This window comes from Kutzneria sp. NPDC051319 (assembly GCF_040682195.1).
In the GTDB taxonomy this organism is placed as follows: Bacteria; Actinomycetota; Actinomycetes; order Mycobacteriales; family Pseudonocardiaceae; genus Kutzneria.
The window spans coordinates 93,769-106,795 of record NZ_JBFBAM010000005.1; the positions used below are offsets into that span (position 1 = coordinate 93,769).

Below are 13,027 nucleotides of genomic sequence, written 5' to 3' on the forward strand. Positions count from 1 at the left end.
GCGCCGGCGGTCCTGGCATGCTGGAGGGCCCGACCGCAAGGAGACGCCCGTGGACTTCGCCGAAGTGCTCCGCGCTCGCCGAATGGTGCGCAGCTACCGCCCCGACCCGGTGCCGGAGGACGTGCTGCGCCGGGTCGTGAAGGTGGTGCACCGCGCGCCCAGCGCCGGCTTCAGCCAGGGGCACCGGCTGATCGTCATCACCGACCCGGAGCTCCGCCGCAAGGTCGCCGACCTGACCGAGCAGACCTACCTCGACGGCGGCATGAAGCCGTGGATCTCGGTGGCCCCGGTGCTCATCGCGATCGGCATCCGCGAGGAGTCCTACCACGAGCGCTACCGGCAGCCCGACAAGGTCACCGACGAGGGCGAGGAAGGCGAGTGGCCGGTGCCGTTCTGGTGGTTCGACAGCGGCAGCCTGCTGGTGCTGCTCCAGCTGGCGGCGGCCAACGAGGGCCTGGCCACCGGCTTCTTCGGGCCGCACGCCGACGGCCTCGAAGAGCTCATCGGCCTGCCGAAGGACGTGGGCCTGGCCGGTGTCCTGACGCTGGGCTACTCCGACGACAACTCCCGCGCCGTCCCCAGCAGCCTGGCCAACCGGCCCCAGCAGATCCCGTTGGACGGGCTGGTCACCTGGCGCTGATCACCGGCAGCGACAGTCGGCTGGGGCGGGCGGGCCCGAAGTGCACGGTGTTCTCGGCGACCACCACATCGTTCGGGCCCGCCGCCGCGACCACGCCGCCGGTGTTGGGATTGCGGTCGTAGCGCGGGAAGTTGCTGCTGGACACCTCCAGCCGGATGCGGTGGCCGGGCCGGAACACGGTGGACGTCACGGAAAGGTCCAGCGTCAGCTCGTAGACCCGTTGCGGCGTCAGCAGTTCCGGCGCGGACAGGGAGTCGCGGTAGCGGGCGCGCAGCATGCCCTCGCACAGGTTGATCGCCGTGCCGTCGGGGTGCACGTCCACCAGCTTGCCCATGAAGTCCGTGTCCACGGCCGAACTGGACACGAAAAGGGTCAGCGAGACGTGCCCGGTGACCTCCAGCGGATCGCCCAGTGGCGGGCCGGTGAAGCACAGCACGTCCTGGCGCGCCTCGACCGGTCGTTGGTCGCGCGGGCCGGCATCGGCGGCAAGGGTGTTGCCGCCGATCGTGGGCGTGGGGTCGAGCGGGTCGTACCGGTACGTGGTGGCGCCGGTCCTCATCGGCGACACGGAAAGTGTTCCCTCGCCGAGGAAGTAGTCCATGCGCCGGGTGTCGGGCAGCGGCCATGCCCGCTCGTCGCGCCACTGGTCGATGCCCATCACGAAGATCCGCACCGGCGCCGAGTCGTCCGGCTTGCCGCGCAGCCACTGGTCGAAGAAGCGCAGGTGCGCGTCGGTCAGGTTGGCGCCGCGGTAGTCGGTGCTGAGGTGGGTCCAAGGCCCGATGATCAGGCGTTCGTTGTGCGAGCGCACGGTTTCGTCGACGAAGACGTCGTACCAGCCGCCGATGCTCAGCGCCGGGGCCTTGGCCGCCGGGGCCAGCCGCTGCCAGTAGCCGTCGTGCTCGGGGTGCGCGAAAACCGTGTCCAGCCAAGGGAAGTGCTTGGCCAGCACGGGGTGGTCCCGGGTCGGCAGGGTGTCGAACTGCTGCCGCATGATCTCCGGAAGGTCCTGCACCGCACCGGTTTTGAGGGCTTCGCCGGCGGCGTTGGCGGTGATCCACGTCAGCACGGTGTGCAGGGACATCGCGCCGCCGGGGGAGTACCACGGGGCCCGGTAGAAGTCGGCCGTGGCGAAGATCGGGGCGATGGCCTGCAACAACTCCGCCGACTGCCACTGCACCGCGCCCTGGTAGGACGCCCCGAAACCGCCGATGTTGCCGTCGCACCAAGGCTGTTCCCGCAGCCAGGCCAGGGTGTCCGCGCTGTCGGCGGCCTCGTTCTCGTGCGGCACGTGCACGCCGCCGGACCGCGCGGTGCCGCGGCAGCACTGCACGACCACCGCGTAACCGGCTTCCAGCAGGGCGAACAGGTTCGGGCGGTTGCCGCCGTAACTGGCGATGTCGTCCTTGCCGTACGGGGTGCGCAGCAGCAGGACCGGCGCCGGCCGCTGGTCGGCGGGCCGCCAGACGTTCGTGGCCAGCGCGGTGCCGTCCCTGGTCACGACCGGCACGTCGGTGTCCACGATGAAGCGCATGGGCAACGATCGTGCAGCATCGTCCGCCCGATGTCGAACCGGTATGTCTGGCATTGTTGGGCCATGAACCCGTTCGCCTCGCCGTTGGCCATCACCGGGAACGGGCTGCTGCTGCGGGATTTCACCGACGCCGACCTGCCGGTGATGGTGGACCTGTTCGACGACCCCGATGTGGCGCTGCGCACGCCCATCGCCTCGCCGTTCGACCTGGCCGCCGCGCGGGACTACCTGGCGGTCATGCGCCGGACCAGGGCCGAGGAGAACCGGTTGCACCTGGCCATCACCCGTGCGGGCGAGGATGTGCCGCTGGGCATGGTGTTCCTGCGGCCAGCGCTGTGCATGGTGGGCTACGTCGTCGGCAAGCGGCACCGCCGGCAGGGGCTGGCCGTGCGGTCGGCCCAGGTGATCACCGAGTTCGCGCTGCGGGCCGTGGGGCTGCCGCACGTGCTGCTGGAGATCGAGGCGGAGAACACCGCCAGCGTGGCCGTGGCCCGGGCGCTCGGGGCGCGGCTCAGCGACGCCGATCCGGTCGAGGTTCAGTCAAAAGGGCGGTCGCTGCGGCTCGAAACGTGGATCATCGAACCGTGACGCCGGAGATCCGGCTCGTCGACCCGCTGACCGCCGACGTCGACGAGCACCACGAGCTGCACCTCGCCGTGAGCAAGGTGGACTACCCCACCGTCGCGCCGCCGACCCGCGAGGCCGTGCTGATCCGGCTGCGCAACCCCGACGTCGACCTCGGCGAGAGCGTGGCCTGGACCGCCCGCGTCGACGGCCGGCTGGTCGGCGCCCTGGCCGCTCAGCTGCCCGTGGACGGCAACGAGCACCTGGGCATGGTCCGGCTGGTCGTGCACCCCGAACTGCGCCGGCACGGCATCGGCACCCTGTTGCTGCACACCGCCGCCGCGGCATTGCGTGACCGCGGCCGCGTGACCGTCGAGGTGTCCCGGGTCGAGTCCAACTCCCCGGGCGACCGCTTCGCCACCGCGCTCGGTTTCCGCACCGCCACCAGGTCAATCTTCCAGCTGTTGGAGTTCGCCGAGGTCGACCCGGACATCTGGGACGTCCCGACGCCGCTCGGCTATCGCCTCGTGCGCTGGATCGGGCAGGCCCCCGAGCACCTCGTCGAGTCCTACGCCCGGGCCCGCCACGCCATCGGCGACGCCCCGCCCGGCGGCTCCGCGTGGCGCACCCCGACCTGGACCGTCGACCGCGTCCGGCGCCTTGAGGCCGCCTACCGTGAGCACGGCGTCGAACGCCGCGTGGTCGCCGCGGTCGACACCACCGGCGACGTCGTCGGCCTCACCGAGCTCGACCTCCAGCCGCTGCGCCCCGACCTCGCCGCCCAGCGCGACACCGCCGTCCTCGCCGCCCACCGCGGCCACGGCCTCGGCCAGGCCATGAAGGCCGCCATGCTCCGCTGGATCACCGCCGACAACCCCTCGCTGCGGCGGGTGTGGACCTCCACCGCGACCGCCAACCAGTACATGGCCGACGTCAACCACCGCCTCGGCTTCGCCACCGTGCGGCGCTACAGCGTGGTAAACCGGGACCTCGAAGGCCTGTGACTCCTGGGGGAGATCTGATGCTTGACGTGAGGTTGTTCGATGTGGCCGAGGCCGGCGAGGCGGAGTGGGACGACTACCACGAGATGAGGCTGGCCGCCTACGAGCGCGACTTTCCGGAGCTCCCGGCGCCGACCAGGGCGGCGACGATCTCGGGGCTGCGTGCGCCGCAGGTTCAGCTCGGCGAGCGGCTGTTGTGGACCGCGCGTCGGGACGGCCGGCTGGTCGGCCGGGCGCATGTCAGCCTGCCGGCCGACGGCAATGAGCACCTCGCCGCACTGGATGTCGTTGTCCACCCGGAGCTGCGGCGGCAGGGCATTGGCACGGAACTGCTGAACTTCGTGGCACCGCTGCTCCGTGAGCGTGGCCGCACCGTGGTCGAGGGCTGGAACGTCAACCTCGACGGGGACAGCGGGCACTGGATCCGGCGTCACGGGTTTCGGTTGGTGCACAGCACGTTGCTGCAGATCATGGAGTTGAGCGGGCTCGACCGTGCGCGGTGGGAGGTCGACGTGCCCGAGGGGTACCGGCTCGTGCGCTGGATCGGACATGCGCCGGATGATCTGGTCGACGCGTACGCCGTGGCCCGCCGGGCCATCGGCGACGCGCCGACCGGCGAATCCGCACTGACGGCGCCGGACTGGACGGTGGACCGGGTGCGACGGATCGAGGCCGACTACCACGAACATGGCATCGAGCACCGGACGGTCGTCGCGGTTGACGCACGGGGCGAGGTCGCAGGACTGACGGAGCTGGAGGCCCGGCCGACGGATCGGCGGCGGTTGATACAGGGCGACACGGTCGTGCTCGGCGCCCACCGCGGGCACGGCCTGGGGCTGGCGATGAAGGCCGACATGCTCCGCTGGATCACCGCCGACAAGGACGACCTGGAGCAGGTGTGGACGTCCACCGGAGTGGCCAACACGCACATGGCCGACGTCAACCACCGCCTCGGCTTCGCCACCGTGCGGCGCTACAGCGTGGTAAACCGGGACCTCGAAGGCCTGTGATCACTGTGACCGAACGTCTCGGATTTTCGACCGATCGTCGCGTCTGGCCCGGCCGCCGGGGCTGTGACGAGGGGTAGCCGTTGCGCCGACCGGCTGTAGCTGGTACTCCACGGGGGACCCTGCCGACCGTGGAGTGGAAGCAGCATGCGGCTGTCCGTCATCACCGACGAGATCGCGCCCGACCTGGACACGGCGCTGCGCGAGTGCGAGGCGCTCGGGCTGTCCGCGGTCGAGCTGCGCAGCGTCGGCGGCCGCAACGTGGTGCACCACGAGCAGTCCCGGCTGCGGGAGTTCCGGGACGCGCTGGCGGCGGGCGGCTTCGCCTGCCCGGTGGTGGACACGCCGTTCCTGAAGGCGACGAAGGCGATCTGGGAGCACCTGGACCGCGGCATGGAGATCGCGGACCTGGTCGGGGCGACGGCGATCCGGGTGTTCTCGGGGCTGCGGGTGGACGACCGCGACTGGTACCTGCCGTGGCTGGCCGACGTGCTGTCGGCGGCGTCCAACCAGGTGCGGGCGGCGGGCTTCACGCTGCTGCTGGAGATCGACGAGGCCTGCATGGTGGCCACGGTGGCCGAGGCCGACGAGCTGCTGGGCAAGATGGCCCCGGGCCTGCTGGGCGTGGTCTGGGACCCGGCCAACGAGGCCCGCTTCCGCCGCACGGAGCCGGACACGGTGAACTGCGGCAAGGTGGCCGAGGCGGTGGCCCACGTGCACGTCAAGGACTACGCGCACGACCAGGGCTGGGTGAAGCCGGGCGCGGGCATCGTGGGCTGGCCGAGCCAGCTGCGCGGCCTGGCCGACGCCGGCTACGACGAGTACCTGTCGATCGAGACGCACTACTCGGCGCCGGTCGGCGGCACCGCGCAGGCCACGCGGGACAGCGTGGCGTCGCTGCGTCTCATCGCAGCCGAGAGCGGCGTTTCCCTGCTATGACGGCAGGATTCCGAACCGCTGGGCCCTCAGCACGGTGGTGAGCCGGTCGGACGTGCCGAGCTTGCGGTAGATGTTCTCCAGGTGCTTGTGGACGGTCCGCGGCGACGCGCCGAGGCGGCTGGCGATGCCGCCGGCGGTGAGCCCGGAGGCCAGCAGCGACAGCACGGTGATCTCGCGACTGGTCAGTTTCACCTCGGCGGCCCGGTCCATGCCGTCGATTGCCTTGTCCTGCCACAGCTTCAGCTGCCGCACATGGCCGTCCACCCTGCGCAGCAACGGTTGCAGCCGCCGCACGAAGGCCCGTTCCCGGTCGGTGAAGTCCATCCCGGACCGGCCGAGCACAAAGCCCCGGTTGGCGCCGGACATGTCGTGCAGCGGCAGGGCGATATGCCTTGTCGCGCCGGAGGTTCCGCGCAGCGAGCCGAACGTCTCCGTCGACCGCCACGTCCGGTCGTCCAGCAGATCGCTGACGGTCCGGGGCTCGCCGTCGCCGGTCTCGGCGTAGTGCCGCACCAGCGGGTGTAGCGGCATCCGGCCCCGCTCCTCGGCTTCCGGCGGCAGCACGCCGCGGAACCACGGCGTCCACACCTCGACCTCGTCCAGCACGATGACGCGGCTGACGAAGCGGTGGCTGCGGGACAGCACACACGTGGTGCCGTGCAATGATCGGATCAATTCGTCGGCCACGAGCGACCACGTCTGGTCGACGTTGCGGCTGTCCATCACCGCAACCGCCAGGTCGAGCATGCGTTCGTAGTCGCGCGAAGCCAATTCCGCCACGGGCACCCCTGCACTCGTCGCGGGCACGGTACACGGCGGCGCGCCCGGGTTCGCGCCGCGCCCGTTCGTCTCAACGCGACGAGGGCCGTTCAGGTTCAGCGCAGCTGGTCGACCACCTTGCCCAGGTCCTGCTCGGTGTCGGCCAGCCAGGCCAGCTGCCCGTGCACGGTGCGGGCGAGCGGCAGGTCGGCCGAGGCCGTCGCCAGCGCGACATCCTTGGCCGCCAAGCGAATCGGGTAGTGCACGCCCTCGGCGAACGCCCGCGCCGCGACCCCGCCCAGCGGGCTGTTGGTCAGGGCGGCCGTGACCAGATCCTCGGAAAGGCCATAGGTGGCGGCGAGTTTCATCGCCTCGGCGATCTCCGTGACGCCGACGATCACCGCCGTGATGACGACGATCTTCAGCGCCGAGCCGGCGCCCGGCCCGCCGCAGCGGGTGATGCGGCCGAACTGCTCCAGGATGCCCTGCACCGGCGTCGGATCGCCGCCGACGAACAGGATCAGCTGACCGGCGGCGGCCCGGTCGACGCTGCCCAGCACCGGAGCGTCGATCGCGGTGACGCCTTCGGGCAGCTTGGCGGCGAGCGCCGCGAACGACTGCGGGCCGATGGAGGACATGTCGATCAGGCGCTTGCCCGGGCGCAGGGCCGGGAGCATTGCGCCGACGACCGCGTGCACCGCTTCCGGGTCGGCCAGCATCGTGACGATCACGTCGGCGTCCCACGCGGCTTCGGCCGGTGTGATGGCGACCTTGGCACCCTCTGACGCAAGCAGCTCCGCCTTCGCGGCGGTCCGGTTCCACACCGTCAGCTCGTAGCCGGCGGCCAGCAGGCGGCGGGCCATCGGCAGGCCCATCGAGCCCAGCCCGAGAAACGCGATCTTTTCCATAGCGTCGACGCTAGGGTTCTCGCAGCGATGCAACCAGCGAATGTCTAGCATGGATGGCATGCCGGACACGCATGAGTTGTCGAGCGGTTTGCTGCGGATCTTCGTCGAGGTCGCCCGGCTCGGTTCGTTCACGGCGGCCGGCAGCCGGCTCGGCTACACGCAGTCGGCGATCTCCCGTCAGATCTCCGCGCTGGAGGAGGATGCCGGCACGCCGCTGTTCGACCGGCTGCCGCGCGGAGTCCGCCCGACCGAGCCGGGCCGGCGGCTGCTCCTGCACGCCGAGGCGGTGCTGGACCGGTTGGAGGCGGCCCGTCGGGAGCTGGCTGACCTCCGCGAGTTGGCGACGGGCCGACTGCGCGTCGGCGCTTTCGCCACCGCCGATGCCTCCCTGGTGCCCAAGGCCATCGCCGCCTTCCGAGCCGCCCATCCGGCGGTCACGGTGACGCTGACCGAGGCCTATACCCCGGGGTTGGCCCGGCAGTTGCGGGGCGGCGAGCTGGACGTGGCCGTGCTGTCCGGCGACGGCCCATTTGAGGGCGTTGACCTGCGTAAACTCCGTGACGACACGATGCTGGTGGCACTGCCGGCCGGGCACCGGTTGGCCCGTCGCCGTCGGGTGCGGCTGATCGATCTGGCCGACGAGGAGTGGATCGCCGGCAGTGACCGGCCGGAGGAGACCTTGATCAGCTCGTGTCTGGCTCGTGGGTTCCGGCCGCGGATCGGTTTCGTGGCCCGGGACTGGATGGCCAAGCAGGGCTTTGTGGCGGCGGGCGTGGGCATCACGCTCATCCCGTCCATTGCCGCCGAGTCCGTGCGTTCGGACATCTGCCTGGTACGGCTGCATCCCGACGAGGTCCCGACCCGCGCCGTGCACGCCGCCACACCGTCCGGGGTGGCCCTGTCTCCTGCGACTCGCGCGTTTCTGGCCATCGTTGGCAACTGATTTCGTTGCCTTGAGACGTTGACAGTACTGATTCGGTTGGTGTTTGCTCCCGGCATGCCGCGTACGGAGATGTTCCGGTTTCTGCGTCGAGTCGCGACCGACCATGCCGCCGCCGCGCGGCTGGGCATGCCGGTCTTGGAGTTCCGTGAGGCGCGGCTGGCTCGGGCCGCCGGTACGTTGAGCCGTCGCGACGCGCTCCGGATCTTCGGCGCCTCCGCCGCCGTGCTCGGCGCGGCCAGCGTCTTACGTGCACCGAGGGCCGCCGCCGTGCCGCTGGGTGGTGGCAAGGCGAGGATTGCTGTCATCGGTGCCGGCATCGCCGGCTTGAACACCGCCCTCGCCTTGGCTGATGCCGGCGTGCGCTGCACCGTCTACGAGGCGAGCGACCGTGTCGGCGGCCGGATGTTCTCCGAGCGTGACTATTGGGGCGGCGGGCAGGTCACCGAGTACGGCGGCGAGTTGATCGACACCGACCACTCCGTGATCCGCGCCCTGTGCAAGCGTTTCTCCATCGGCCTCACCGACATCCGCGCCGCAGAGCCCGTCGGCAGCAGCGATGTTTTGTACTACGAGGGCCGTTACCGGTCGCATGCCGAGTTTGTGGCCGATTTCCAGCCTGTGTACAAGGCTCTTCGGGTCGATATCGACCGCGCCGGCGAGGACGCCCCGACCTGGGACTCGTCGACGCCTTTCGGCGTCGCGTTGAGCCGCATGTCCGTGCAGGAGTGGATTTCCACCCGCGTGCCCGGCGGCTATTCGACGTGGATCGCCCGTTTCCTCGATGACGCCTACGTGGTCGAGTACGGCCGCGACACTTCCGAGCAGACCGCCGTCAACCTGGCGTACATGATGATCGACCAGTCGGATCTCTCCGAGCCTGAGATCTGGGGTGCTTCCGACGAGCGCTTTCACATCTCCGGCGGCAATCAGTCCCTGCCGGAGGCCATCGCCCGTGCTTTACCCGCCGGCACCGTCCAGCACGGTCATCGCCTCGAAGCCTTGGTGCGCAACAGCGATGGTTCCCAGACTCTGCATTTCGACACCGGCGCCGTGCGGGCCGATCACACCGTTCTGACCGTGCCTCTCGGGGTGTTGCAGCGGCTCGACCTCAACCGCGCCGGCTTCGACCCTCGCATGAGGGGCGCGGTTTCCCAGCTGCAGATGGGTTTCTGCACCAAGCTGCATATGCGTTTCTCCTCCCGCCCTTGGCTCGGCCACGGCCCTTGGCCGGGTGTCGCCAACGGCATCAGCTTTTCCGACACCGGCTACCAGCAGGTGTGGGACGCCACCACCGGTCAGCCCGGCCCTTCGGGCATCGCCATCCAGTACGGCGGCGGCGCCGGAGCTCTGTCTTTCCAGCCTTCGTCCCCTTTCTCCAACGCTTTCTCCCCGTACGTGCGCTCTTCCGTCCGCCAGAAGCTCTCCCAACTCGCCCCCGTCGTCCCTCACCTCGCCGACGCCTACACCGGCCAGGCCACCTTGGCCGCGTGGCACCGCAACCCTTTCAGCCTCGGCGCCTACAGTTGTTATCCCGTCGACTACTGCCACCGCTTCGCCGGCTACGAGGCCACTCGTCAGGGCCTCATCCACCTGGCCGGCGAGCACACTTCCGTCGACTCTCAGGGCTACATGAACGGCGGCGCCGAGTCCGGCGCCCGCGCCGCCGCCGAGCTCTTGTCCTTGCTCTAGCCGGCGTTCGCCTCGATTCACCGGCCACCCCCTCGATGCGTGCCCAGCCCCGCTCCACCGCCGGCACCTCCAGTTCGGCCCGGCCCCGATCGCCCGAGCTCGCCGATCCACCGCCGCCGCGCGCACAGCCGTGACTTGCCCGCGCCGACATGCCGGAGCGGGCCAGGGGTGGCCCTTCACCCCGTTTCCCCGAGCCCGTCGGAGAACACCGGCCTGTGGTCCACCATTTTCACCGTCCACCGGCTGTGGTGGATGAGCCGGTGGTGGGCTCCGCAGAGGAGGACCATGTTGTCCAGACTGGTCGGTCCTCCGTTCGCCCATTCGACTACGTGGTGGGCGTGGCACTGCGCTGGCTCCGTCTGGCATCCCGGGAACGCACACGTGCCGTCCCGCTCGATCAGGGCCTTGCGGATCCCCTTCGGGGCCGTGCGCTGCTGCCGCCCCACATTCAGGATCTCTTCGTTGGCTCCCAGCACCAGGCGCATCACCGTGCTGTCGCAGGCGATCCGGCGGGCCTCCGCCGCGCTCATCACGCCGCCACCTTCGACCTTCGCCACACCCGTGTTGTCCATGAAATCCTGAAACGACATCGACAACGTCAGATGCGGCCGCTCCCCACCCTGCTCCGGCAAGCCCTCACACCGGGAAGCCAGCTCGACGATCTCCGCGAACGCATCCCCCTGCCGCTCCGCCGTCGTGCGCGGATCCTTGCCCGAGGTCGGCTTGGCCAGCGCACTGAGCATCGCCGCGATCTTCGCCCCGTACTCCTGGTCAAGCATTCCCCAGAACACCATGCTGCCGTCCAGCTTGCGCTCGAAACGGAACTCACGCTTCGGCGCCCGCAACTCCCGGTCATCCGGCGCTTTGCCGTCCTGGTCGAGGTGGAACAGAATCCGCTGCGCGATGTTCTTGAACTCGCCCTCATCGAACTGGACGTTCTCCAACAACGACGCCTCAACCCGGTCCCGCTCGACCGCCGGCGCTATCCGCAACGTCTCGTGGATGACCTTCAAATGCTGCCGGCCCAACACCCCGCCGCGACCCGCCTCACGGATCGCCTGGCTGTGGAACAACTCCGCGTACCGAAGCCGCTCACGCGCTTCCCTGACCGTGAGCCGCCAGCGGATCACCATTGTCGACACGATGGAGGTCCGGTCCTCTTTCGACTTCAACGATCGGTCCCACACCTCCCAGACGCGCTCCAGCTGCTGGATGTAGAGCGCCCGACACCGGCTCTCGGCTTCTTCCCCGGCTTGCCACAGCTCCAGTTCGCCGTGCTGCCACCCTTCGGTGTCGGCAGGGAATTCAGGATTCGCTGACATACCCCCATTCTACTACCCTTTTATGATCGATTTCCGTTACACACCAACCTATACACGATCGTGGCGGCCTTCAATCCCTTTGCTGGAAAGCGTTTTCCAGCCCCCCCTTGCAACGCTTCCTCCACAGGGATCAGTCCTCACCCTCCGACCCGTCCCAAGCCTTCTGTAATCACGCGCACCCGCTCAACCCGTGTCGCGCAACGCACCCCGCCCTCCCCACGCACCTCGCGCCGCCTCCACTCCAGAACCGCATGCCGAAGAGAGTGATTGTGTTTTGTGCGCAAAGGCCGGCAACTGCGCGGTGCGGACACCCGAACCACGACCGGGGTTCGTGGGCCGGCACCGGTCGACGCCCTCAGGGAGTGCAGACGCCGGAGCACGTCACCGTGCCCGTCTGGTGGCGTGGACCTGGTAACCAACCGACAGGCAACTGCGCGGTGCGGACACCCGACGCGCCACCGCCACACCCAGCCCCCCGCCCCCCGCCCACCGCCCAGATCAACGACACACCCTTACCCCACCCCCACCCCCACCCTCACCCTCACCCCTCAAGCAGCATCTTCGCCGCCACCACCGTCCCATCCGTACGGATCCGCCCAGCAATCTCCCTGGCCCGCACAGCCACCTCCGGCTCCAAAGCCACCCTCAACGCCCCCGCCAACGACTCATACGTAGGCGTAGACCCGTCGTGGCCGACCCCGATCCCCAACTCCGCCACCCGAGCGGCAAACTGAGGCTGATCCCCGATCTGCGGCACCACAACCTGCGGCACCCCGGCTCGGCTCGCCGCAGTCGTGGTGCCAGCACCCCCGTGGTGAACCACAGCGGCGACCCGAGGAAACAGGGCCTGCTGATTCACATCGCCCGTCACGAAGCAATCCCCGGCATCATCCAGTGAACCGAGTTCCGCCCACCCTCGGGCCAACAGCACCCGACGCCCTTGCGCCCGCAGCACATCGACGGCCATCCGCCCGAGCTTCGGCGCGGCATGCAGGTGCATGCTGCCGAACCCCACATACACCGGCGGCTCACCACTTTGAAGAAACTCCTCCAACTCCCCGGAAAGGGGCCGATCATCCGGCAGGATCCAAGCCCCCGTCTGCACGACGTCGAGCTCCGTCACACCCTCCCATGGGCAGAGCGCGGGATCCGCGGCCAACCAGGGCCGGTCGGTAAAAACATGATCGCGAACGTTGTCGACCGAAGGCAACCCGAGGGCGGTCAGATGAGAATTCAGCGGCTCACGGTAGAAGGCGTTGATGCGCTCCACATCTTGCTGCCACGCGGCCTTCTGCAGCCCGTACAACTGGTAGCTCGCGAAGACGTAGCGGATTCCCGACTGCTCGGCCACGGTGCGGGCGCCGGCCGGCATCAGACCGGCGGCGACGATGGCGTCGCTGCCTTCGGCGACCCGGGCCAGGGTGTCGAAGCGGGCGTCGACGAGGCCCCGGGCCAGGGCGAAGGGATCGGGCTTGGCCACGGACATCAGTTCCCGCACGGAAGGCCCGAGCGGCACGTGGGGCACGCCGGCGCGGGCCATGAGCGTCACGAACTCCTCGTCGGGCGGGGCGCACACCAGCGCCTCGGCCCCCAGGTCGCGCAGGGTGGCGGCGAGCGCCACCACCGGCTCCACGTCGCCGCGCGAGCCGTATGTCATCAGCACCACACGCATGTGGTTGCCCCCATTTCCGCTGGTGAAAGCCGTACGGCGGGCAATGATG

The 13,027-nt window shown here is 69.7% G+C and carries 12 protein-coding genes; 7 read left to right on the forward strand and 5 right to left on the reverse strand.

The features are described from left to right. The first annotated feature begins 49 nt into the window (after positions 1–49). Positions 50–640 (forward strand): nitroreductase family protein, encoded by a 591-nt coding sequence (locus AB0M73_RS06510; RefSeq protein ID WP_363887669.1) that lies wholly within the window; start codon positions 50–52, stop codon positions 638–640. Here AB0M73_RS06510 and AB0M73_RS06515 read toward each other — a convergent pair. Continuing rightward, entirely contained in the window at positions 627–2,174 is a 1,548-nt protein-coding gene (locus AB0M73_RS06515) for a CocE/NonD family hydrolase (protein ID WP_363887672.1), read from the reverse strand. The genes AB0M73_RS06510 and AB0M73_RS06515 overlap by 14 nt on opposite strands. Positions 2,175–2,237: 63 nt before the next feature. Here AB0M73_RS06515 and AB0M73_RS06520 point away from each other — a divergent pair, with 63 nt between their 5' ends. From AB0M73_RS06520 to AB0M73_RS06535, 4 genes are all read left to right on the forward strand, one after another. Continuing rightward, the gene (locus AB0M73_RS06520) at positions 2,238–2,762 is read left to right on the forward strand and encodes a GNAT family N-acetyltransferase (RefSeq protein WP_363887674.1); all 525 of its coding nucleotides are present in this window, start codon (positions 2,238–2,240) and stop codon (positions 2,760–2,762) included. Next, positions 2,759–3,742 carry a GNAT family N-acetyltransferase gene (locus tag AB0M73_RS06525; RefSeq protein WP_363887677.1) on the forward strand — a complete coding sequence of 328 codons (984 nt, stop codon included), beginning with the start codon at positions 2,759–2,761 and terminating at the stop codon, positions 3,740–3,742. Before AB0M73_RS06520 ends, AB0M73_RS06525 begins: the two co-directional genes overlap by 4 nt. A gap of 17 nt (positions 3,743–3,759) precedes the next feature. After that, entirely contained in the window at positions 3,760–4,749 is a 990-nt protein-coding gene (locus AB0M73_RS06530) for a GNAT family N-acetyltransferase (protein ID WP_363887680.1), read from the forward strand. A 144-nt stretch (positions 4,750–4,893) separates the two neighbouring features. Continuing rightward, positions 4,894–5,685, forward strand: a complete 792-nt coding sequence (locus AB0M73_RS06535; protein WP_363887683.1) for a sugar phosphate isomerase/epimerase family protein — start codon at positions 4,894–4,896, stop codon at positions 5,683–5,685. On the opposite strand, the gene AB0M73_RS06540 is transcribed toward AB0M73_RS06535, so the two are convergent. Continuing rightward, positions 5,680–6,465, reverse strand: a complete 786-nt coding sequence (locus AB0M73_RS06540; protein ID WP_052394510.1) for a helix-turn-helix transcriptional regulator — start codon at positions 6,463–6,465, stop codon at positions 5,680–5,682. The two genes, AB0M73_RS06535 and AB0M73_RS06540, sit on opposite strands and share 6 nt — an antisense overlap. 95 nt (positions 6,466–6,560) lie before the next feature. Beyond that, positions 6,561–7,352, reverse strand: coding sequence for an NAD(P)-dependent oxidoreductase (locus AB0M73_RS06545; RefSeq protein WP_363887687.1), 792 nt, complete (start codon positions 7,350–7,352; stop codon positions 6,561–6,563). A 58-nt stretch (positions 7,353–7,410) separates the two neighbouring features. Between AB0M73_RS06545 and AB0M73_RS06550 the strand changes: the two genes are divergently transcribed. After that, positions 7,411–8,295, forward strand: coding sequence for a LysR substrate-binding domain-containing protein (locus AB0M73_RS06550; protein ID WP_363887690.1), 885 nt, complete (start codon positions 7,411–7,413; stop codon positions 8,293–8,295). A gap of 54 nt (positions 8,296–8,349) precedes the next feature. Beyond that, entirely contained in the window at positions 8,350–9,984 is a 1,635-nt protein-coding gene (locus AB0M73_RS06555) for an FAD-dependent oxidoreductase (RefSeq protein WP_363887693.1), read from the forward strand. 176 nt (positions 9,985–10,160) lie between these two features. On the opposite strand, the gene AB0M73_RS06560 is transcribed toward AB0M73_RS06555, so the two are convergent. Beyond that, positions 10,161–11,306, reverse strand: coding sequence for a DUF222 domain-containing protein (locus tag AB0M73_RS06560; RefSeq protein ID WP_363887695.1), 1,146 nt, complete (start codon positions 11,304–11,306; stop codon positions 10,161–10,163). Positions 11,307–11,847: 541 nt separating this feature from the next. Then, positions 11,848–12,978: a glycosyltransferase gene (locus AB0M73_RS06565; RefSeq protein ID WP_363887697.1), complete on the reverse strand. Its 1,131-nt coding sequence runs from the start codon at positions 12,976–12,978 to the stop codon at positions 11,848–11,850. Positions 12,979–13,027 lie beyond the last annotated feature (49 nt).